The organism is Variibacter gotjawalensis, from assembly GCF_002355335.1.
Lineage (GTDB): Bacteria > Pseudomonadota > Alphaproteobacteria > Rhizobiales > Xanthobacteraceae > Variibacter > Variibacter gotjawalensis.
This window is the reverse complement of record NZ_AP014946.1, coordinates 4,061,317-4,082,674: the sequence shown is the minus strand read 5'-3', so window position 1 is coordinate 4,082,674 and position 21,358 is coordinate 4,061,317. Positions and strand designations below refer to the sequence as shown.

The 21,358-nt window shown below is 61.9% G+C and carries 22 protein-coding genes; 12 read left to right on the top strand and 10 right to left on the bottom strand.

Translation table 11 applies throughout. The features are described from left to right. Window positions 1-2 precede the first annotated feature (2 nt). From GJW30_RS20005 to GJW30_RS19980, 6 genes are all read right to left on the bottom strand, one after another. Window positions 3-851 carry an ABC transporter permease gene (locus GJW30_RS20005; protein ID WP_096358150.1) on the bottom strand — a complete coding sequence of 283 codons (849 nt, stop codon included), beginning with the start codon at window positions 849-851 and terminating at the stop codon, window positions 3-5. Then, window positions 848-1,879, bottom strand: coding sequence for an ABC transporter permease (locus tag GJW30_RS20000; protein WP_096358149.1), 1,032 nt, complete (start codon window positions 1,877-1,879; stop codon window positions 848-850). The genes GJW30_RS20005 and GJW30_RS20000 overlap by 4 nt, the downstream gene beginning before the upstream one ends. 4 nt (window positions 1,880-1,883) lie before the next feature. Next, on the bottom strand, window positions 1,884-3,491 hold the full coding sequence (locus GJW30_RS19995) for an ABC transporter substrate-binding protein (protein ID WP_245408570.1): 1,608 nt from the start codon (window positions 3,489-3,491) through the stop codon (window positions 1,884-1,886). Between the two features lie 71 nt (window positions 3,492-3,562). After that, a complete protein-coding gene (locus GJW30_RS19990; RefSeq protein WP_245408569.1) occupies window positions 3,563-4,996 on the bottom strand; it encodes an FAD/NAD(P)-binding protein in 1,434 nt (477 codons plus the stop codon). Beyond that, window positions 4,993-5,754 (bottom strand): SDR family oxidoreductase, encoded by a 762-nt coding sequence (locus GJW30_RS19985; protein ID WP_096358148.1) that lies wholly within the window; start codon window positions 5,752-5,754, stop codon window positions 4,993-4,995. The genes GJW30_RS19990 and GJW30_RS19985 overlap by 4 nt, the downstream gene beginning before the upstream one ends. After that, window positions 5,751-6,722: an NAD-dependent epimerase/dehydratase family protein gene (locus tag GJW30_RS19980; protein ID WP_096358147.1), complete on the bottom strand. Its 972-nt coding sequence runs from the start codon at window positions 6,720-6,722 to the stop codon at window positions 5,751-5,753. The genes GJW30_RS19985 and GJW30_RS19980 overlap by 4 nt, the downstream gene beginning before the upstream one ends. Before the next feature lie 150 nt (window positions 6,723-6,872). Here GJW30_RS19980 and GJW30_RS19975 point away from each other — a divergent pair, with 150 nt between their 5' ends. Next, on the top strand, window positions 6,873-7,052 hold the full coding sequence (locus tag GJW30_RS19975) for a hypothetical protein (RefSeq protein ID WP_096358146.1): 180 nt from the start codon (window positions 6,873-6,875) through the stop codon (window positions 7,050-7,052). A gap of 50 nt (window positions 7,053-7,102) precedes the next feature. On the opposite strand, the gene GJW30_RS19970 is transcribed toward GJW30_RS19975, so the two are convergent. Then, on the bottom strand, window positions 7,103-7,732 hold the full coding sequence (locus tag GJW30_RS19970; RefSeq protein ID WP_096358145.1) for an acyl-homoserine-lactone synthase: 630 nt from the start codon (window positions 7,730-7,732) through the stop codon (window positions 7,103-7,105). Window positions 7,733-7,811: 79 nt separating this feature from the next. Next, window positions 7,812-8,543 (bottom strand): LuxR family transcriptional regulator, encoded by a 732-nt coding sequence (locus GJW30_RS19965; protein ID WP_165391589.1) that lies wholly within the window; start codon window positions 8,541-8,543, stop codon window positions 7,812-7,814. A gap of 400 nt (window positions 8,544-8,943) precedes the next feature. Here GJW30_RS19965 and GJW30_RS19960 point away from each other — a divergent pair, with 400 nt between their 5' ends. Next, on the top strand, window positions 8,944-9,147 hold the full coding sequence (locus GJW30_RS19960) for a hypothetical protein (protein WP_096358143.1): 204 nt from the start codon (window positions 8,944-8,946) through the stop codon (window positions 9,145-9,147). Here GJW30_RS19960 and GJW30_RS19955 read toward each other — a convergent pair. Then, window positions 9,124-9,471 carry a Rieske (2Fe-2S) protein gene (locus GJW30_RS19955; protein ID WP_096358142.1) on the bottom strand — a complete coding sequence of 116 codons (348 nt, stop codon included), beginning with the start codon at window positions 9,469-9,471 and terminating at the stop codon, window positions 9,124-9,126. The genes GJW30_RS19960 and GJW30_RS19955 overlap by 24 nt on opposite strands. Continuing rightward, a complete protein-coding gene (locus GJW30_RS19950) occupies window positions 9,471-9,962 on the bottom strand; it encodes a MarR family winged helix-turn-helix transcriptional regulator (RefSeq protein ID WP_172887603.1) in 492 nt (163 codons plus the stop codon). The genes GJW30_RS19955 and GJW30_RS19950 overlap by 1 nt, the downstream gene beginning before the upstream one ends. A gap of 141 nt (window positions 9,963-10,103) precedes the next feature. Here GJW30_RS19950 and GJW30_RS19945 point away from each other — a divergent pair, with 141 nt between their 5' ends. From GJW30_RS19945 to GJW30_RS19900, 10 genes are read left to right on the top strand one after another with little or no spacing between them, the layout of a single operon-like run. After that, a complete protein-coding gene (locus GJW30_RS19945; protein ID WP_096358141.1) occupies window positions 10,104-11,384 on the top strand; it encodes an amidohydrolase/deacetylase family metallohydrolase in 1,281 nt (426 codons plus the stop codon). Window positions 11,385-11,389: 5 nt separating this feature from the next. Further along, window positions 11,390-12,238, top strand: coding sequence for an alpha/beta hydrolase (locus GJW30_RS19940; protein ID WP_096358140.1), 849 nt, complete (start codon window positions 11,390-11,392; stop codon window positions 12,236-12,238). Continuing rightward, window positions 12,235-14,598: a xanthine dehydrogenase family protein molybdopterin-binding subunit gene (locus GJW30_RS19935; protein ID WP_096358139.1), complete on the top strand. Its 2,364-nt coding sequence runs from the start codon at window positions 12,235-12,237 to the stop codon at window positions 14,596-14,598. Before GJW30_RS19940 ends, GJW30_RS19935 begins: the two co-directional genes overlap by 4 nt. Further along, window positions 14,595-15,455, top strand: coding sequence for an FAD binding domain-containing protein (locus GJW30_RS19930; RefSeq protein WP_096358138.1), 861 nt, complete (start codon window positions 14,595-14,597; stop codon window positions 15,453-15,455). Before GJW30_RS19935 ends, GJW30_RS19930 begins: the two co-directional genes overlap by 4 nt. After that, the gene (locus GJW30_RS19925) at window positions 15,452-16,654 is read left to right on the top strand and encodes a xanthine dehydrogenase family Fe-S subunit (RefSeq protein WP_096358137.1); all 1,203 of its coding nucleotides are present in this window, start codon (window positions 15,452-15,454) and stop codon (window positions 16,652-16,654) included. Before GJW30_RS19930 ends, GJW30_RS19925 begins: the two co-directional genes overlap by 4 nt. Window positions 16,655-16,675: 21 nt before the next feature. Then, entirely contained in the window at window positions 16,676-17,824 is a 1,149-nt protein-coding gene (locus tag GJW30_RS19920) for an ABC transporter substrate-binding protein (protein ID WP_096358136.1), read from the top strand. Window positions 17,825-17,879: 55 nt separating this feature from the next. Continuing rightward, window positions 17,880-18,752, top strand: a complete 873-nt coding sequence (locus GJW30_RS19915) for a branched-chain amino acid ABC transporter permease (protein ID WP_096358135.1) — start codon at window positions 17,880-17,882, stop codon at window positions 18,750-18,752. Beyond that, a complete protein-coding gene (locus GJW30_RS19910) occupies window positions 18,749-19,777 on the top strand; it encodes a branched-chain amino acid ABC transporter permease (protein WP_096358134.1) in 1,029 nt (342 codons plus the stop codon). Before GJW30_RS19915 ends, GJW30_RS19910 begins: the two co-directional genes overlap by 4 nt. Beyond that, complete coding sequence (locus GJW30_RS19905; RefSeq protein WP_096358133.1) at window positions 19,774-20,565, top strand: ABC transporter ATP-binding protein; 792 nt, start codon at window positions 19,774-19,776, stop codon at window positions 20,563-20,565. The genes GJW30_RS19910 and GJW30_RS19905 overlap by 4 nt, the downstream gene beginning before the upstream one ends. Beyond that, a complete protein-coding gene (locus GJW30_RS19900; protein WP_096358132.1) occupies window positions 20,558-21,265 on the top strand; it encodes an ABC transporter ATP-binding protein in 708 nt (235 codons plus the stop codon). Before GJW30_RS19905 ends, GJW30_RS19900 begins: the two co-directional genes overlap by 8 nt. The last annotated feature ends 93 nt before the right edge of the window (window positions 21,266-21,358 follow it).

Genomic DNA, 21,358 nt, shown 5'->3' with positions numbered 1-21,358 from the left:
CATCAGGTCCGCATCCGCGGATCGAGAATGTCGCGCAGGCCATCGCCCAGCAGGTTGAAGCAGAGCACGGTCATCATCAACGCGAGACCCGGGAAGACGACAAGCCACCACTTGCCGGTCGAGATGAAGCGGGCGCCTTCGGCGACCATGATGCCCCATTCGGGCGTCGGTGGCTTAACACCGAGGCCGATGAAGGAGAGGCCGGCCGCGTTGAGGATCGCCCAGCCGAGGTTGAGCGACACTTGCACGGCCATCGCGGGCAGCACGTTGGGCAGCAATGAGCGCAGCACGACCGAGAGATGGCTATCGCCGCAGGCTCGTGCGGCCTCGACCCAGCCGGCGTTGCGGCGGACGTTTACTTCGGCTCGCGCGAAGCGGATATAGAACGGCAGATTGATGATCGCGGTCGCGAGCACGATGTTTTCGACGCGATTGCCGAGCGCAGCGACCATCGCCATCGCGAGGACGAAAAGCGGAAACGCCATCAACACGTCGACGAAGCGACCTACGTAGCGATCGACGCGGCCGCCGATATAACCACACAGCGCGCCAATCACGGCGCCGAGCGCAAACGAGATAGTCACGGCAGACGCCGCGATCATGAGATCGAGCCGCGCCGCGACGATGAGACGGCTAAAGACGTCGCGGCCGAGTTGGTCGGTGCCGGCCCAATGCGCGGCGCTCGGCGGCAGCAGAGCTTTCGGCACATCGGACGCGATCGGGTCGTATGGGACGATCGACGGCCCGATGATGGCGAGGATGCAGAGGATCAGCGCGCCGGTCGCCGCGACGGCGGTGACCGGGTTGCCGCGCAGAACCCAAGCAGTATGGCGGAGCGTTGCGGATGTCATTCGATCGATACCCGCGGATCGGCGATGCCGTAAAGCACATCGACAGTGAGATTCACGATGACGAAGATCGACGCCATCAAGAGGACGAAGCCCTGCACGGGCGCGTAGTCCGACGAGAGCAGGGCATCGAGCGCGTAAGATGCAACGCCGGGCCAGGAGAAGACCTTCTCGACGAGCACGTTGGCGCCGAGCATGGTGGAGAAGACGATACCGGCGATCGTCAGTACCGGCAGCAGCGCGTTGCGCAGCGCGTAGATGACGACGATTTTCAGTTTCGACAGTCCGAGCGAGCGTGCGGTGCGGACGAAATCGCTGCCGAGCGCGGCGAGCATCGAGGCGCGTGTGATGCGTGCGAGCGGCGCGACGACGAAGAGCGCCATCGTCAGTGCCGGCAGAACGAGCTGACGTGCAGCGGCGCGCCAACCTTCCCAATCGCCCGCGACCGCAAAATCGATCAGCAGAAAACCGGTGATTTGCGGCGGCGTCGAACTGAAGATGTCGACGCGTCCGGTCGGGTCGGGTGCCCAGCCGAGCAGATAATAAAACGCGTAGATGAGTAGCAGCCCAGAGACGAAGGTCGGTACGCAGACGCCGAGCGAACAGATGAATCGCACGATGTTGTCGACGACGGAGTTCGGTCTCAGCGCCGCCGTCACGCCGAGCGGCACTGCGGTCAGGAGCGCGATGAACAGCGCCGTGAAGGTGAGTTCGAGCGAAGCCGGGAGCCGCGACTTGAGGTCGGCAAGCACCGGCTGCCCGGTCGTCAGCGAGCGGCCGAGATTGCCGCTGCCAATATCGCCGAGATAGCGGACGAGCTGCTCGGCGATCGGTTTATCGAGGCCCATCTCCTTGCGGATCATCGCGATCTCTTCTTCTCCGGCATTGGGACCGGAGGCGAAGAAGACGGCGGGATCGCCGGGCAGCACGCGCATCAGCAGGAACGTGAAAACGACGACGCCGAACAACGCGGGCAACGACGATGCAAATCGCCGCAACGCCCGTTTTGCTGTGCCGACGATGGCGTTCACGCTGTTACTTCCGGCTCAAATCGCGGAAATCGATCTGGCGGTGGAACTGATAGACGTAGCCATCAAGAGTCGTCGCCATCACGGCATCCTGCGACGGTTGCCAGAGCGGCACCTGCGGCATCAACTCGAAATGACGCGTGTTGAGATCCTTGCCGTAAGCCGCGTATTTCGCCTTGTCCTGCTCGAAGCGCGCGGCCTGCGCCCATTCGGTGATCTGCGGATCGTTGAGCGATGAGTAATTCCAGCGGATCGTGCCGATGTAGAAGTTTCGATAGAAATAATCCATCGACGGCAGCCACGCGACGATACCTTCAGTGAAGAACGGCAGCTTCTTCTCGTTGATCAGCGTCGACATCTGCGCATCCGGCAGTTTCTGAATGTCGACCTTGATGCCGATCTTGGCGAGCGACTCCTTCAGCAGTGCGGCCATCGGCTCCGCGGTGCCGGCTTGGCCGACGTTGAAGCTGAAGGTCGTCGAGAAACCATCGGGGAAACCCGCCGACGCAAGCAATTTCTTCGCATCGTCGAGATTGACCTTCAGCGGCTGCGGGATCGGAAACGTCTCGCCGGTCGGCGCTTTGCCGTCCGCCCATGTCGCGCCGAAAAGCGGCGCGCCGCGTCCGAACAATGCGGCCTTGAACATGTCGTCATAGGGCAGCGCCATCGCGATGGCGCGGCGCACTTCGACTTTGTCGAACGGCGCGATCGTGTTGTTGAAGGAGATGAAAGTGATCGCGTTGTATTGCGGCGTCGAGATAACCTTCAGCTTGCCCTTCTTCTCGAGTTCGGCCGCATCATTCGCCTGCAGGTCGATGACGATATCGGCGTCGCCGCGCTCGACGAGATTGGCGCGTGTCGCCGCTTCCGGAACCGTCTGCGTGATGATGCGCTTGAACCAAGCGGGCTTCTCCGCCGAGCCGCGATTCCAGGCTTCGTTGCGGCGGACGATCGTGGTCTCGCCGGGCTTGAAGCTCTCGATCGTGTAAGCGCCCGAGCCGGCCGTATTCTCCTTCAGCCACGCCTGTGCCCACGGATCTTCCGCCGTCGCTTTCGCCTTCGCGGCTTTCGAATTGAAGATGATCGGGTAGACGGTCGCGAGATTCGGCAGCGCGAGCTTGTCGGGCTTCGGCAGGGTCACTTCGAGCGTGTGCGCATCGATGACCTTGAATTGATCGGCGCTCGTCAGCGAGCCGGTGAGCAGTTGCGCTTTCGCGAGCGAGTTCGCCGTGACGGCGCGATCGAGCGACCACTTCACGTCGTCGGTCGTGACCGGTGTGCCGTCATGGAATTTTGCGTCCTTGCGCAGATAGAACGTGATCTTCAATCCGTCAGGGCTGACCTCGTAGCGCTCCGCGAGCTCAGGCTTGATGGCGTCGAGATCGAACACCCATTTGCCGTTCAGCTGCTTGCGGCCCATCGAGACGAGGCGATCGTAGGTGAGGAGGCTGAGGCCGAACGCTTCGCGCGTCGAACCCGGCATCGTCGGATCGAGCGTGTTGATCGCGGCGCCGGTGACGTGACGCAGCGTTTCAGCGCGCGTCTGAGCGAGAGCCGGTGCGGCGGCCGAAAATGCGAGAACAGCGCCCAGTGCGGCGGCTCGAAGAATCGTCATGGCGGTTCCCATCTTGTTATACATTCGACGCCCCAATCGTATGCAATTGGTGGGCCACCGCAACCACGACGTTACGGCTTCGGCGGTGGCCGGATGACAGCCTGTGGAACGTCGTAAGCCTCGAGTTCAGCCCAATGGCGGTCGAGATCGGCCGAAAACAGCGATCGCGTCACGCCGGAGACGAGTTTGGGCACGGCCGTCGTCATCGCGTTGATCGAAGAGCCGGACGGCCCGAAGCTCATCGTCGCGGCGATCGAGAACAGGTGAATGTTCTTGATCCACTGCGTTTCGGCTTCGACCTTCGGCGCGAGCGCGAAATCGTCACCGAGGTAAGGGAAGCGGCCGAGGCGGTCGTCACGCTCGTGCGCGGGCGGCGTGTAGCGATCGGCCCATGACGCGATGTTGTGCGCAAAACGCTTGAGTTCTGGGCGTTGTGCCGGATCGATGTCGATCCCGATTGCCGAGATGACGAAATCCACTTCAATCTCGCTCTGCGGTGTCGTGAGGATCACGCTCGAGCCGCTTTCGCGAGCGGCGGTGATTGGTGCGCCGACATGCAGGTGGAAGTTCTCGTGAATGGCGCAGCGGTCGAATGTCGGTTGCGGAAAGCCTTCGCGCAGATCGAGGATCTTGCGCATGAAGCGCCAGCGCCACGCATCGTCGAGATCGGAGAGGTGACGCAAGAAGCCGCGGAATGTCAGCCAGCGATACGGCTGAATGACTTGCGGCTGTGCGCGGCGACAGAGGAGGTACACTTCGTCCGCGCCTGCTTCCAGCGCGGCGGCCGCATTGTCGAACGCGGAAGCGCCGGCGCCGATGACGGCGACACGCTTGCCGCGCAGCGCCGCAAAATCGATCGGCTCGGCGCAATGCGCGCGATACTTCTGCGGCAGATCGCCGACGAGCGGCGCTGTGATCCAATCGCCGAGGCTTTCCTGGCCGGTCGCCAGCACGATCTTGCGCGCGTAGAGAATTGCCTCGCCGCCTTCGCCGTGCACAGTCGCGGCGAGAAGATCGCCGGCGGGCGCGATATCGACGACCTCGGTCTTGCTGCGCACGTTGATGCCGAGAACATCTCGGAACCAGTCGAGATAATCGGCCCAATGGCCGGTCGGGATCAGGCCGAGCTTTTCCCAATCGTCCTTGCCGAAGCGCGCTTCATGCCACGATTGATAGGTGAGGGCGGGTAGATCGAGATCGGGGCCCGTATAGCTTTTCGGACTACGCAGCGTGTGCATGCGCGCGTAGGTGCGCCACGGGCCTTCGCGGCCGCGTTTGGCCTTATCGACGAGGAGGATGCGGCTCACCTGCGATCGCATCAGCCCGAACGCAATGGCGAGTCCGGACTGGCCGGCGCCGACGATCAGAACATCCACCGCTTCGGAGCCATCCGGCGCGGCCGCGGGTTTGAGCCACGCCATGTTCGGATGCTGCGTGCGCGCGATCTCGTCGCGCACCTGCGCTTCGAGTGCCGCGAGACCGTTGACGCCCAAGCCATCCATCATGCGGCGAGCCATCCGCCATCGACGACGAGCGTCGTGCCGGTCGAGAAGGACGAGCGGTCACTCGCGAGATACAGCACAGCTTGCGCGATCTCATCGGGGTCGCCGAAGCGTTTCAGCGCATGCCGCTGACGCGATGCCTCGCGCACAGGTTCCGGATCGGCGTGACGCGCGAAACTTCGCCGCAGCATCGGCGTATCGATCGCGCCCGGTGCGATCGCGTTCACGCGAATGCCGTCAGCCGCGTAGTCGAGCGCCATTGTCCGCGTGAGACTGAGGATCGCGCCTTTTGCCGCGATGTAAGCGCTGTTGCCGCGACCGCCCGCGAGCGCGAGCTGCGAGCCGAAAGTCACGATCGAACCGCGCTTTTGCTTCTGCATTACGGGCACGACCGCACGTGCGAACAGCCACGTGCCGCCGACATTGGCGCTGAAGACGGCGTTCCAATCGTCCGGCTGCGTCGTCGTCACGGTGCCGCCGCAGGAGAAGCCGGCCGCCGTTACCAGAATATCGACGCGATCAAATTTCTCGCAGGCATCGGCAACCACCGCTTCAGCAAACTTTATATCGCCGACATCACCGGTGAGGTGCAACCCGGTTCCGCCTTCATGCTCGATCGCGGATAGGAGTTCGCGCGCACCTGCCTCATCGCGATCCGCGATGACGACGGCGGCGCCTTCGCTCGCCAACAGCAACGCGCTCGCCGCGCCGATGCCGGATGCGCCGCCCGTGATGATGGCGACGCGGCCATCGAGGCTCATTGTTTTGTCTTCTGCCACCATTTCCACAACTGCGTAGCACTTTCCGTGCCGCGCGTCCGCGCCCGCCAGCCGAACTCGTCGGCCAAGCGTGCGACGGAAAGCGGCGCTCTGTCCACCGCGCTGTGGAGGTCTATGGTTGGCGCTTCGCCCGGGTGCGCCAGTCGACACTCGAGGCCCGGGACAAGTTCTGCAAGCTTCTCGCCCCATTCGAGCACCGCGAACGGTGCGCCGGTGGAGACGTTGTAAACGCTATGCCGCAACGCTTTGGCTGCCGAAACGATCACGACCGCGTCGGCGACGTCCGGGGCGTAGATCCAATCGCGCAAGCCGGCGCGCGCGAGTGTGGCGGGCGTACCGGCTTCTGCCGCGGCGAGGATTTGCGCCTGCGCGCTCAACGTGTCGCGGACGCCGGTGGCGTATTCCCACGGGCCGAACACGCCGCTCAGCCGCAGGCTGACGTAGTCTAGGCCCCACAGCGAGGCGAGGCGCTCGCCGACCCGCTCGCTGCTCCATTTGGTGATCGCGTAAAGCCCTTTCGGCTCGCACGGCGTGTCTTCGGTGAGCTCCACGCCGCGCTCGCCCGCCGCGCCGTACGCTGCGGCGGAGCTTAAGTTGATGACGCGTCGGACACTGGCCTCGCGCGCGGCTTCGAGGATCGCCGCGTGCGAAACGAGATTGACCTGCAGGATTGTCTCAGCATCGCGCTTCTCGCGCTCGGGTCCCGCAGTGATCGCTGCGCCGAGTACGACGATGTCGACGCCGTGCGTGACGACGCTGCGCACGGCGACGCGGTCCGTCACGTCACCGACGATCGTCGCGAGCCTGTCACCATACACTGCCAGCGCTCGTGCAGCAGCCTGCGGGAGCGGCGAGCGGTCGAAAAGAACGACATTATGGCCATCGGCGAGCAGGCGCTCGGCAATGTTGGTGCCGACAAAGCCGCTGCCGCCGAAAACCACAAAATTCATCCACTCGTCCAAGTGTTGGCGTTGTCGACACCGTCAATTGTCATTTTCACCAATTGCGACCCTGCTGCGCAACCCTACACTCGACGGTCTCTGGGCGAGACTCTGAAGAATAGCGGAATTCGCACACGCAAGAATGGAGAGCCATCCTCAATGGTCAACGTCATCGATCTTAAGAAATTCTCGATATCTTTGGCGGAGTTGATCGATGCTGCTCAGCAGCATCACGAGTTGCGGCACGTCGTCTATCTTCTCGAATGCGCGCAACTCGAGCTTCAAAATCCGAGCCCCTGGCGGCACGACGCGCAGGCCATGACTGCTCGATTAGTATAGACGGGCGGTCAAGCATATTCGAGCGAGGCTACCGCGCGCTCTGGAGAGATTTACGCTGCTGTCTTTGCGTTGAACGCAGCAAGTCCTTGCCGGACAAGTGGGGTGCCTCTCAATCTCGCTTGACGCAAGACGAAGTGCAGTGTTTCGGGTCGGACCTCAATAGAGACCGCGATCGTTGGCTGGTTTGCGATCATTTTAGGTGCGCCGAGTGGGCACACGCGAAAGCCAACGTGATGCCATCGCGCAAGCCACCACGTTTCGACAACGGCCGTCATCTCCGAGATTTTTTCCTCGAGGCAATAAGCTTGAGCGGCGGCGAGGAGTCGTAAATCCACTCGCCCAGCTCGACGGTCTCGAATGACAAAATATCGGGAGCATTCCAAGACATCCCGAGCGCAAGGAATGTCGCTATCCACGAGCTCGGAGAAAATATCGCCGAGCATGTTTGACCTCAGCGTGGATCGAAATCGCATGCCGCCAACCACGCGCCCGTTATCGATTGCCAGCAAATACTCACTATGCCCATCGTCGTAGGCATCAATCTCGCGACCGTCATCGCGAGCTAATTCACGCCATCCCCTCTCCTCGACAAAAATTTTGTGACGGAGTCGAAAGTGTTGCTCCATTTCCTCGTCGTAGAGGTGTCGGTTTTCGTGGGTGATTACGTGCACAACGCTCATGTTTGCTCCTTACCTTACGGTAGGAGCATGAAAGTGTTTGACGAATCACATTTCGACATATTGTCAGAAGTGACAATACTCAGAGGTCGATGAATCGGAACTGCATCGCACGCACAACGGCTTGCGTCCTATTGTTCGCGCCGAGTTTTGTTATGGCCGCCCCGGCATGCGCGTTCACAGTCCGCTCGGTGATCTTCATGAGTTCTGCGGTTTCAGAAGCGGACTTTCCGCTGCCTGACCAACGCAACACTTCACGTTCCCTTTGCGTCAATGGATTGGCACTGTCGGGTGGCTTGTCGGATAACCGGAGAAGATGTTCGCAGGTGTACATCATCATTAGATGAAGGGCAGGGCGGAAGCGTTCGGACATTTCGATCCTTGCTCCAGAGATTGAGAAGCAAAACCGATTTCCATCTGCGCGATGGATAGGCAGTGAGAAGCCGGATGCTAGGCCAAAGTCGATGGCTTGCTGCATCACCTTTCGTGCTTTCGGTTCTGCGTGAGGATCGTAACCTGCTTCAGTCCAATTAAACATCGATGTAGATGTTCGACAGCGTCGTAGTACTGGATCCGCGCTCGCAAAGTTTCCGCGCGTATATGTCTCAAACCATCCGGCGGGCAATCGTTGGAGCAACACCATTTGTTCGAAGCGTTGATTGTCGGCTGGGACGCCTGTCACGATGGAAAAGTCGAACCTGATCTTTGCAATCTCTTTGTGGAACAGATCGACGATTTCGGCCGGGGTCACCAGACCAGCTAACTGATTGCAAAAATCGAACACGTGGTAGCCAAGCCCGTCTCGCAATTCCATAGACCGGTCCCTTCCCGTCCTCCTGGGACGAACGCTGCGTTCCATCAGCGGAAACGCCTGCTGGCGATTTGACGGTTTATTTTTTGCGGACAGCGAATCCGAAATTCGCGTCTTGCTTTGCTTATGTCGTCACCACGCCGACATCCGCGCCTCATGCAGCAATACTCTCATTATAGCATTGTTGCATTGTGCAACGAGCGTGATCTTACCGACGCGCGGAGAACTTCAGCACGTAGAAAGTGTGCATGGCGCAATCATAATTGCCTTTTGGATCGATTTGCCACAACCAGTTTACAGCAGTTATTCTCTGCCGCTCCCGATGCTTGTACGCATCGATCCACGAGAGTGTGCTGTGACCGGATTAGCAAGTTCGAGCTCGCCTGAGGAACCTGGAGTCCCGATGGCTTCTCGCGAAGAGACGACTCGCCGTGTGATTGTCGAAATTGAGGTTCTGCGAGGCATCGCGCGATCCGGAAAACTCGATCGCGTTGAGGCATTGCTCGGCCGTGCTTTGGACAAGGCTTATGAGTTGCTGCAGCCCGTCGACAAGCCAGCTGATCGCGATAAGAGCGCTGACGCGCTATCGAGACGTGGCAATATCTGACGCATCGACCCAAACTTTCCCGTCGGCCACGCGTGCGGGAAAGAGCCGTAAGTCACGGCAGCTCCAGCCCTGCGAGACCGTGCCGTCTGCGAGGTCGAACGACGCGCGGTGGTGTGGGCAATGGATGCGGCCTTCGGCGACGTGACCGTACGATAGGTCGGCGAATTCGTGTGGACACGCGCGTTCGCACGCGACGATATCGTTGCCGTTGCGGATGAGGAGCAACTCTGTGCCGGCGACTTGCACGGTCTTGATCGCGTCAGCCAGCGCGTCGGCGTCGCACGCGTCGCGCCAATCCTCTGTCGCTGGTAGGTCGCTCGCCATCACAGCCGGCTGTCGTGGGCCGCGACGATGCGCTTGAGGAACGACACGAACTGCTCCTGTTCCTTTGCGCTCAGCGGCGAGATGGTTTCGGCATGCGCGCGGCGTGCTGCATCTTCCATTGCGCGCAACAGCCGTTCGCCCTCGGTGGTCAGTTGGCAGAGCTGAGCGCGCCGATCGGTCGGCGAGTTTGCGCGGCGGACGAGTCCGCGTGCTTCGAGGCGTTTCAGAGCGCCGGTCGTCGTCGTGCGGTCAAGCGCGATCATCGAAGCGAGAGTCGATTGATCGGCGACAAGACAATCGGAGAGGGCCGAGAGCAAGCTGAACTGCAGCGGCGTGATCTTCGCGTCCGCGCAGAGTTCGGCGAACAGGCTGACGTGGATCTGGTGAAGGCGGCGGACTAAGAATCCCGGCCGCTCGCCGAGCGGCCAGTCCGGCACATTGCCATCCACCGCATCAACAGCCTTCGTCTCGGGTCTCTCGCCCTCAACCATTGAAATTTCCTGACCGGTCATCGGCTTCCCGCGTTGCATTCAATTTGCATCGCGTTGCACATCAAATTAGCACAGCTTCTGGTTGCCTCCAAATGCGAAGTATGCTTCGCTTTTGTTTAGAGCAGCTCGAAGGAGACCGATATGGAGAAAAAATACGATCTGCTGATTCAGGGCAGCCGTGTGATTTGTCCTGCCTCGGGCATCGACGGCATCCGCGACGTCGCGATCAGCGACGGCAAGATCGCGGCTGTTGCCGAGACGATTTTGCCGAGCGCCGCCGCGAAGGTCACGAGCGCCGCCGGGCAAATCGTCCTGCCGGGTCTCATCGATACGCACGGCCATATTTATCAATACGTCACCGGCCGCTTCGGTCTCGACCCCGACATGGTCGGCGTCCGCTCCGGTGTGACGACCGTGATCGATCAGGGCGGGCCGTCGTGCATGACGCTGCCGGGCTTCCGCAAATTCATCGTCGAGCAGTCGGAGACCGACTGTCTCGCGTTTCTCTCGGCCTATCTGGTCGGCGGCCTCGAAGGGCATTTCTATCCGAATCTCTACAGCCCGGACGGCGTCGACATCGACGCGACGGTGCGCTCAGCCAACGCCAATAAGGACATCATCCGCGGCATCAAAGGCCACGCCGAGATCGGCGGCTTCGCACGCTGGGGCATTCGCGTGATGGAGATGGCGGCCGAAATCGCACGCCAGACCGAACTTCCACTTTATGTCCATTTCGGAACGCTGTGGGGCTTGCCGGAAAGCGGCGCCAACGGCGAAGACGCCGACACGATCATCGAGCGCGTCATTCCGCTGCTGAAGGAAGGTGACGTTCTCGCGCATCCGTTCACGCGGCATCCCGGCGGTTTCGTCAACCGCGAGGGTGAGGTGCATCACATCATCCAGCGCGCGCTCGACAAAGGCCTCAAGGTCGACGTCGGTCACGGCAGCCACTTCTCGTATCGCCTCGCGCGCAAGGCGCTCGATGCCGGCGTGGTGCCGCACACGCTCGGCGCCGACATGCACGGCTACAACACGACGGTGCCGGAGAAGCCCGCTCCTGCCGGCACGCCGGAAGAACACTACGACGACGAGAACCATCCGTTCAAAGGTCAGGCGCGCTTCAGCCTCACGCAAGCGATGAGTTCGATGATGGCGCTGGGCCTAAGTCTCGAACAGGTTGTGCCGATGGTGACGACTGCGCCCGCCAAGATGATCGGCAAGACCGACACACACGGTGCATTGATCGTCGGCCGCAAGGCAGATGTAACGGTGCTCAACGATCTGCGCGGCCGTTTCGTGCTGCGCGACAACGAAGACAATCGCGTGATCGCGGAGCGTCTGCTGCAGCCGGCTTTCTGCCTGCGCGCCGGCAAGCGCTTCGATGCCGACTCGCCGATCCTCCCCGTCGCCGTCGCGGCGTAAAGGCGATGAGCGCGCGGCCACAAGACGTTTGGGCAACGCTCTCGCAAGAGCAGCGCGACGCCTCGTACAATAACAATCTCGCGGTGAAGAACAGCGCCGAGCTGATCGAGCGCCGTAACGCTGCGTCGGAAAAATACCGCGCTGCGCATGCCAAGGCGCTCGACATTCCGTACGGCGACAAGCCGCGGATGGCGTTCGATCTTTACCCGGCCGAGAACGCGGGACCAACGCTCATCTTCATTCATGGCGGATACTGGCAACGCAATTCGCGGGAAGTGTTTGCGACCTATGCGGAAGGCTTGAACAAGGTTGGCTGGTCGGTTGCGATGCCAAGTTACTCACTCGCGCCGCAAACGACGCTGACGGAAATCGTCAACGAGCTGCGGCAGTCGCTGGATTGGCTTGCGGCGAACGGTGCAAAATATGATGTCGCTGGACCGTATGTGCTGAGCGGCTGGTCGGCCGGCGGCCATCTCACCGCGATGCTGCTCGATCATTCGGCGGTGGTTGCGGGGCTCGCGATCTCGGGCGTCTACGAACTCGGAACTATCCGTGAGACCTACCTCAACGATCTGCTCAAGCTCACCGAGGCGGAAGTGACAGCTCTCTCGCCGCTGCGGCTGCCGGTCATCAACAAGCCGATGACGATCGCATACGGCGACAATGAATTGCCGGCGCTCGTCAGCGACTCGCGCAAATTGCATGCGATGCGCACGGCGGCCGGCGCGGTGGGACCGCTGATCCCGATCGCCGGCGAAGATCACTTCTCGATCCTCGATCAGTTTCACAGCGGTGGCGCGTTGCTCAAGGCCGCGCAGGACATCTTGGCACTCTCGCAAAGGTCTGCCGCATGAGCGACGACCGCTCGCGTCAAGGCGTCGGAGCGCGGATGCCGCGCAAGGAAGACGATCGCTTGATGCGCGGGCGTAGCCAGTTCGTCGCGGATATCCGCATGGCGGACATGCAAGACATCGCCTTCGTGCGCAGCCCGATCGCGCACGGCCGCATTCGCAATATTCGCATTCCCGATGCGATCCGTGATTTTGTTTTCATCGCGTCAGATCTCGACAGCGTCAAACCGATCCGCGCTGTTTCGGGGCTTCCGGGCTTTAAGGTTTCGGAGCAGCCGCCGCTCGCGACCGACAAAGTGCGGCAGGTCGGCGAACTGATCGCGATGTGCATCGCGCCGACGCGGGCAGAGGCCGAAGACATTGCGGCGCAAGTGGAACTCGATATCGAAGAGCTCCCGGCCGTCTACGACATGCTCAAGGCGCGCGAGCCGGGCAGCGCACTCGTGCATGAGCATTGGAGCGATAACGTTTTTCTCGAGACGTTCGTCGACATCAACATCGCGGCCGCGCTCGACGCGCCGATCAAGGTCAGCCGCACGATCTCGACGAGCCGCCAGTGCATGGCGCCGATCGAAGGGCGCGGCGTCGTTGCTCATTTCGACAATCGCGTCGATCAGTTGGTCCTTCATACAGCCTGCCAGATGCCGCATATCGTGCGCTCCGGCATGTCGGAATGCCTCGGCATCGAAGAAGGCCAGATCCGCATCATCTCGCCGGATGTCGGCGGCGGCTTCGGCTACAAAGGAATTCTGCTGTCCGAAGAGGTGTGCCTCGGCTGGCTCGCGATGCGCTGCGGACACCCGGTGCGTTGGATCGAGGATCGCCGCGAGCATCTTTCCGCCAATGCGAATTGCCGTGAGCACCACTACGAAATCACGGTCTATGCGGATCGCGATGGCTCTATTCGCGGCGTCGATTGTGAGGCGACCGTCGATAGCGGCGCGTATTCGGCGTATCCGTTTTCGGCGTGCCTCGAAGCCGCGCAGGTCGCCAGCATTCTGCCGGGACCGTACGACTTTCCATCATACCGCTGCCGAACATGGTCGGTGTGTTCGAACAAGCCGCCGATCCTGCCGTACCGCGGCGTCGCTCGGACCGGCGTCTGCTTCGCACTTGAACTTGCGTTGGACGCCGTCGCGCGCGCAGCCAATCTCCCGCCGGAAGTCGTGCGGATGAAAAATCTCGTGCGGCCCGAGCAGATGCCGTTCGACAACATCACGAAGAAGCATTTCGACAGCGGCGACTACCCGGAAGCGCTGCGGCAAGCTTTGACGGCAATCGATATCGACGCGGTGCGCGCGCGGCAGAAAGCCGGCGAAGCCGATGGCCGCAAGATCGGTTTCGGCCTTTCGATCTATTGCGAACAGGCTGCGCACGGCACGTCGGTGTATTCGGGCTGGGGCATTCCGATGGTGCCGGGCCACGAACAGGCCGGCGCGCGGATGACGCCGGATGGCGGCCTCGAGCTGCGTGTCGGCGCGCATTCGCACGGGCAGGGGCTCGAGACCACGCTCGCGCAGATTGCCTACGAAATTCTCGGCGTGCCGCCGGCGGCGACCCGCGTCGTTCACGGCGACACCGCGATGACACCGTACTCGACCGGCACCTGGGGTTCGCGCGTCATGGTGATGGGTGGCGGCGCTGTCGCGACCGCGTGCAAGGAATTGTCGGAGCGCCTGCGCGGAATCGGTGCGCATCTGCTGCAGACGGAATTTGCCAATACGCGGCTGGAGAATGGGCGCGTCATCGGGCCGAATGGCGATATCCCGGTCAAAGAGATTGCGCGCATTTGGTATCGACGGCCGCAGGATTTGCCGCCCGGCGTGCATGGCGGCGGCCTCGAAGTGATGGCCGGTTACAAGCCGGTGCGCGATAGCGGCACGTTCAGCTATGCGGCGCATGCGGTCGTCGTCGCGGTCGACCAAGAAATCGGCGCGGTCGAAATACTCGATTACGCGATCGTCGAAGACGGCGGCACGCTGGTGAATCCGATGGTCGTCGACGGTCAGATTCTCGGTGGTCTCGCGCAGGGGATCGGCACCGCGCTACTCGAAGAGATGCCGTATGACGGCGCCGGCCAGCCGCTCGCCTCGACATTCGCGGATTATCTTTTGCCGGGCGCTGCCGAAGTGCCGATGCCGAGTATCGGGCACATGGAAACGCCGTCGCCCTACACGGAATTCGGCGTCAAAGGCATCGGCGAAGGCGGAGCGATTGCGCCGCCCGCCGCGATTACGAATGCGATCAACGACGCGCTGCGCGGAACCGGCGCCGAGATGCTGGTGTCGCCGGTCACACCGCGGCGGATCGTCGAGGCTGTGCTTGCGGCGCGCGCGAACGCCGGACAGAGGAGCGCGGCATGAAGGCTGTCGACTTCTCGCTGGCGCGGCCGCGTGATTTGAAAGAAGCGGCAGCGCTGCTTGCCGACACGCGCGGCGAAAGGCGGAAGATCATCGCGGGCGGGCAATCGCTCGGACCGATGCTCAATCTGCGCCTTGTCGAGCCGGATGTCGTAATCGATATCTCGGCCATTCCGGAGCTCAAGCGTTGCGAGCGCGAAGGCGCCGTTCAAGTTATCGGCGCTTGCGTCACGCATGCGGATATCGAAGACGGTCGTGTCAGCGATATCGGTAGCGACGTGCTGCGCCGTGTCGCCGGCGGCATAGCGTATCGCGCGGTACGCAATCGCGGCACGATCGGCGGCAGCCTCGCGCACGCGGACCCGGCAGCCGACTGGGTGACGGCACTCTCCGTGCTTGGCGCAGAGATCGAGATCGCATCGACGCGTGGCACGCGCAGCGTCCGTATGGCGGATTTCATCACTGGCGCGCTTAGCACCGCGCTCGATGCTGACGAGCTTCTCAGTGCGGTGCGTATACCGCTGCCGCCACCGAGCGCGGGTTTCGGTTACGTCAAACACGCACGCAAGATCGGCGAATTCGCGCACGCGCTCGGCGCAGCGTTGATCGATCGCAATACCGGGACTGGCCGCGCCGTCATCGGTGCGATCGACGCAGCACCGATCATCTTCGAGGATGTTCGGGTGCTGTTCGGCGGGCGCGATGCTGTGGACGTCGCCCACCATTTCAATCGCGACGTTGTCGCCGACCATCTCGCGCGGGCGGGAGTCATGGACCCGGTCGACCAGCACATCCACACCGAAATTCTGCGACGCGCGTTGCTGCAGGCGAGCGGCGCACCTCTGCGGGTGGCCGCATGAACGCGCCGCTCCGCCCACTTTCCGCGTCGAGCGTGCCGGTATCGCTGTTCGTCAACGCCAAGCCGGTGGCCGCGCAAGTCAGCCCGCGCACGCATCTCGCCGATTTCGTGCGCGACGAACTGAACCTTACTGGGACGCATCTCGGCTGCGAGCATGGCGTTTGTGGCGCTTGCACGGTGCTGGTGGACGGCGAGCCGGCGCGGTCGTGTCTGTCGTTCGCCGCGACGTGTTCGGGCGCCAACGTCACGACGATCGAAGGTTTCGACGACGACGAGGTCATGAAAGACTTGCGCGCGGCATTCAATCGCGAGCACGCGCTGCAGTGCGGCTTCTGCACGCCCGGAATGTTGGTGACGGCACGCGATCTCGTGCTCCGTCTGCCGGACGCGGACGAGCGTCGCATCCGCGTTGGTCTTGCGGGCAATCTTTGCCGTTGCACGGGATATGCCGGTATCGTGCGTGCGATTCAGTCGGTGATCGAGATGCGCCGTCGAGGCGGCGTTGTCGCCGAGACAAGACAGCGCGTGCTTGGGCCTGTCGGCGCACATGTGAGTTCGTCGGATTTTGCCTTGTCGTCGAAGTCGATGCGGCCCGAAGCGCCGACAGCTGGCGTCGCGGCGACGCAGAATGTCACGGCCGATTTCACACCGAACCACACATTCGAGCACCGCTTTCATGTCGCGCATTCGGCTGATGCGGTCTATGCGCTGCTCGGTCGCGTCGAAGACGTCGCGGCGTGTCTGCCCGGCGCATTTATCGACAGCACGCCGTCTCCGGAACGCGTCGTAGGCGGCATCAAGATCAAGCTCGGCCCGATTGCGGCTGCGTTCCGCGGCGTCGCGCATCTTTCACGCGACGAAGCCAACCGCGCCGGGCGCATCATGGGCTCCGGAGCGGATGGACGCTCGGGTGCGCAAGGCGAAATTCGCTATCAGGTTCTGCCAGCTGGCGATGAAGCCGACGTCGTCCTCAACGTCGGCTACACGATCAAAGGGCCGCTCGCGCAGTTCGGACGCCCCGGGCTTGTTCGCGATCTCGCGGGACGGCTCACGGCAGATTTTGCACGCAATATCGACGCGCGCCTCTCGGGTGCGCCCGTCACCTCATCGCGCGAAGCGGAAGGCATCAACCCGCTTCGCTTGATCCTCGACTCGCTGCTCAGCCGGTTGCCGGGCTGGCTGGGCGGCAAGACTTCGTAACTGATAACAAGGGAGAACAGCATGTTACGCATGACATCCGTCGCTGCCATCATGATATCGCTCCTTGCCGGCACTGCGTCCGCGCAAGAGACGATTAAGATCGGCGTCAATCAACCGCTCACCGGGCCGTTCGCGGCATCCGGCGCTTACGTCGTCAACGGCGCGAAGATCGCGGCTGAAGAAATTAACGCGAAGGGCGGAATCCTCGGCAAGAAGATTCAGCTCATCATCGAAGACAATAAATCGAACCCGACGGAAGCGGCCGCGGTCGCCGAGAAGCTGATCACCAGCGACAAAACACCCGTGATGATGGGCGCTTGGGGCTCGAGCCTCACGCTTGCCGTGATGCCGAAGCTGGAAGAATACGGCGTCCCGATGCTGGTCGAGACGTCCTCGTCCGGCAAGATCACGACGTCGGGTAATCCGTTCGTTTTCCGTATCTCGCCGCCGTCGGCACTTGAAGCCGAAGAATTCGCGCCGATGGTCGGCAAGATCGGCATCAAGAAAGTCGACTTCCTCGTCATCAACAACGACTGGGGCCGCGGCGCCGCGACGGACTTCGGCAAGATGCTGCAGGCGAAGGGCATCACGGTCGGCCTCAGCGAGACAATGGATGCGTCCGCGCAGGACATGAGTGCGCAGCTCGCGAAGATCAAAGGCACGGATGCCGATACGCTGATCATCACGGCAGCGGTCGATCAGCTGACGTTGATCTTCAAACAGATGGCCGCGATGGGCGTGAAGAAGCGCGTCATCACGACGGGCGGTTCGCAGAATCCGGATCAGATTATTGCACAAGCCGGCGGTGCCGCCGACAAGACGATGCATCTGACGACCTTCTTGCCGTGGGTGCCGGATGCGACGCCGGATCCGAAGGCGACCGCCTATTTCCTCGAAGAGTGGAAGAAGCGCGGGTATCCTTTCGCAGGCACGACCGAGAGCTTCCGTGGCTACGACGGCATCCGCACGATCGCGGCTGCGATCGAGAAGGCTGGCAAGGCCGATCCGAAGGCGATCCAGAAGGCCTTCTGGGATGTGAAGCTCACGGGCCTCAATGGTCCGATTGCTTTTGCGAAGCAGGGTCCGGCCGGCGCTGAGAGCGGGCAGAGCAAGCCCGGCGTTTATCTGATCCAAATCTCTGACGGCAAAGTCAGCGAAGTGAAGCTGTAATCGCGCGCGGCGCCGTTTCGGCGGCGCCGCCTTCTCTTTCGACTCGGAGTTTGTCGTGGATCAAGTTCTCCAGCATCTCGTCAATACGCTGGTGCTTGGTGGCGCCTATGCGCTGCTCGGCATCGGGCTGACTTTGATCTTCGGCATCATGAATGTCGTCAACTTCACGCATGGCGCGCTCTACACATTCGGCGCCTATGCGATGTATCTCGCGTCGGCGGCGCTCGGACTCAATTTCTTCCTCGCGCTGCCGGTCGCGATTTTGGCCGGCCTCGTACTCGGTTCGTTGATCGAACTCACGTTGCTGCGTCCGCTACGCCGTGCCGATATTGATACGACAATGTTGGTGATGATCGGCGCCGGCATCATTCTGCAATCCGGCACGTTGTGGACTTTCACGGGCGTCGCTAAGTCGATCCCGAATCCGTTCCCGGAAGCACCTCTGCAGATCGGCCCAGTGTCGATTTCGTGGCTGCGCATTTTCGTGTTCGTTGCGGCGCTCGCGCTGATTGCCGGCACCTACGCGATCATCAACGGCACCAAACTCGGCCGCGCGATGCGCGCGACCTTCCAGGATTCCGACACGGCGGCGCTGATGGGTATCAACGTACGCCTCATCTACACGGCGACCTTCGCGATCGGCTCAAGCCTCGCGGCCGCCGCCGGTGCGTTGCTTGGGCCTGTCTATGTCGTGACGCCGCAGATGGGTGATCTTGCGGCCGTGAAAGCCTTCGCGATCGTGATCCTCGGCGGTCTCGGTTCGATCACAGGCGCGACGATCGGCGGATTCATTCTCGCGCTCGCGGAAGAATACGGTGCCGGTTACATCTCGTCCGGGTATCGCGATGCCATGGGCTTCATCATCATCATCGCGGTCTTGCTTGCCAAGCCGACGGGTCTCTTCGCGCGTGCGGAGCGCGTCGGATGAGCCGTTATTTTCCGCCTGTTCTGCTTGTCGTTCTGTTGGCTCTGCCGCTTTTCATGAACGATCCGTATTGGATGAACGCGCTCATCGCGGGCGGCATCTTCACGATCGGTGCGATCAGTCTCAATCTGCTGCTCGGCTATACGGGACAGCTTAGCCTCGGGCATATCGCTTTCTTCGGCATCGGCGCTTACGCAAGCGCGCTGACAACGCTCGGCTTCGATATCGGCCTGTTCGGTGATTTCCGCATCGTCGTTGGCCGCGGTCAGCCGCTTGTTGGTTTCTTCGTCGCTGTGATCGTCGCCGGTCTCTGCGGCTACGTTGTCGGGCGCTTGTCGTTCCGCGTGCGTGGATCGTATTTCGTCATCGTGACCATCGCGTTCGCTGAAGTTGTGCGTCTCGTCGCGTTGAATTGGATCGAGCTGACGCAGGGGCCGCTGGCGCTCACCAACATTCCGAATATGCGGCTTGGCTTTCCCGGTCTTGGTGAGATCACGCTGCGCACCAAGGTCGAGAACTACTATCTCATGCTCGCCGTTGCGACGATCGCTTATCTCGTCGTTGCCCGCATGGTTGCGTCGCGTTTCGGCCGCGCGATGCGGGGACTGAAAGAGAATGAACCTCTCGCGCTTTCGGTCGGCGTCAACGCAACGCGGACACTGACGATCGCGGCGACTGTCTCGGCTGCCATCGCGGGGGCGGCCGGCAGTCTTTACGCGCACTACTTCCGTATCATCGATCCGGATGTCTTCCTGTTCGCCTACACGGTCACGATGGTGATCATGGTGGTGTCGGGCGGGAAGGGCACGCTCGCGGGCCCGGTGATCGGCGGCCTCATCTTCGGAACGCTGCCGGTGATCTTGCGGCCCATCATGGCGCCGGAAGCGCAGTGGATCGTTTACGGTGCGATCCTGATCCTCATCCTATTCCTGATGCCGCGGGGCATTGCGCCCTATGTCGACGACTGGTTCGCCTCACGCAAACGGCGGAGCGCCGTGGTTGCTAAGGAAGCGGAGGCTCGGTCATGAGCGTTCTCTCGGTCGAGCATGTCGGAGTGCGTTTCGGCGGTCTCGTTGCGATCGCGGATCTGCATTTCGACGTCAAGGAAGGCGAGATCCTTAGCCTCATCGGGCCGAATGGCGCCGGCAAGACGACGGCGTTCAACGTCGTGACGGGGTTTCTACGTCCGACACAAGGCGAAGTGAAATTTCGCGGCACGAGCTTGAAAGGCCTGTCGCCGCACGAAATCAACCGGCTCGGTCTCGCGCGAACGTTCCAGCGCACCAGCGTTTTCGCGGACGATACGGTGCTCGACAACGTTCTGATCGCGCTGCATGGCGACGCGGAGAATGCGCGCTTGATAGACGGATGGTTCAATCTGCCGCGTGAGCGTAAAGCCGAAGCCAAGCGCCGCGAAAAGGCCTACGCGATTCTCGATTCAGTCGGGTTGACGTCGCGAGCGGACGAGCGAGCGGGCGCAATGTCGTATGGCGAACAGCGCCTCGTTGGCGTTGCGCTCGCTCTTGCGACCGAGCCCAGCATGCTGCTACTCGACGAACCGGTTTCTGGAATGAACCCCACCGAGACGGCGAATTTCGCGCGCCTCGTCAAACGCGTCCGCGATAGCGGTGTCACGATCCTTCTCGTCGAGCACGATATGCCGATGGTGATGAGCGTTTCTGATCGCATCGTCGTGCTCAATCATGGGCGTTTGATCGCCGACGGACCGCCGGCCGAAATCAGGGCTAATCCGGCCGTTATCGAAGCGTATCTCGGTAAGAGCGGCGCGCGCGAATTGGAGCGGTCGCATGCTTGAGATTCGCGACCTCGAATGTGCGTATGGTCCCGTCACGGCGCTGCGCGGCATCACGCTGGACATTGGCGAAGGCGAGCTCGTTGCGCTGATTGGTGCGAACGGCGCCGGCAAGTCGACGACGCTGCGCGCGATCTCCGGGCTCGTGAAACCGAAAGCCGGCTCAATCCGCTTCTGTGGCGAAGATATTGGCGGAACTGATCCGGCGCGGATCATCTCGCGCGGTATTGCGCACTGTCCGGAAGGTCGGCGCGTTTTCCCTTACATGACGGTCGCCGAAAATCTGATGATCGGCGCATACCTGCGCAGCGATTCCGCTGCCGTGCGCGACGACATGGACCGCGTCTACACAGACTTTCCGCGGCTGAAGGAGCGTCGATCTCAGGCTGCGGGCACTCTGTCGGGCGGCGAGCAGCAGATGCTGGCGATCGGCCGCGCAATGATGTCACGGCCGAAGCTGATGGTGTTCGACGAGCCGTCACTCGGGCTCGCGCCGACGATCGTCGAGCAGACGCTCTCGATCATCCGCCGGATCAACGATGCGGGGACCACGGTCTTGCTGGTCGAGCAGAATGCATTCGCCGCGTTGGAACTGTGCGACCACGCTTATCTGCTTGAAATCGGCCGCATCGTCCGGCGCGGCAGCGGCGACGATCTGATGGCCGATCCGAAAGTGCGGTCGGCCTATCTCGGCGGCGAATAGAACAGTATTCGCTCATAACAATAATTCTAAACTACTGTCGTTGAACAATTATTTAGTTGCGAGCGAGCATTCGAAGTGGTGTTAGTCCGCCGC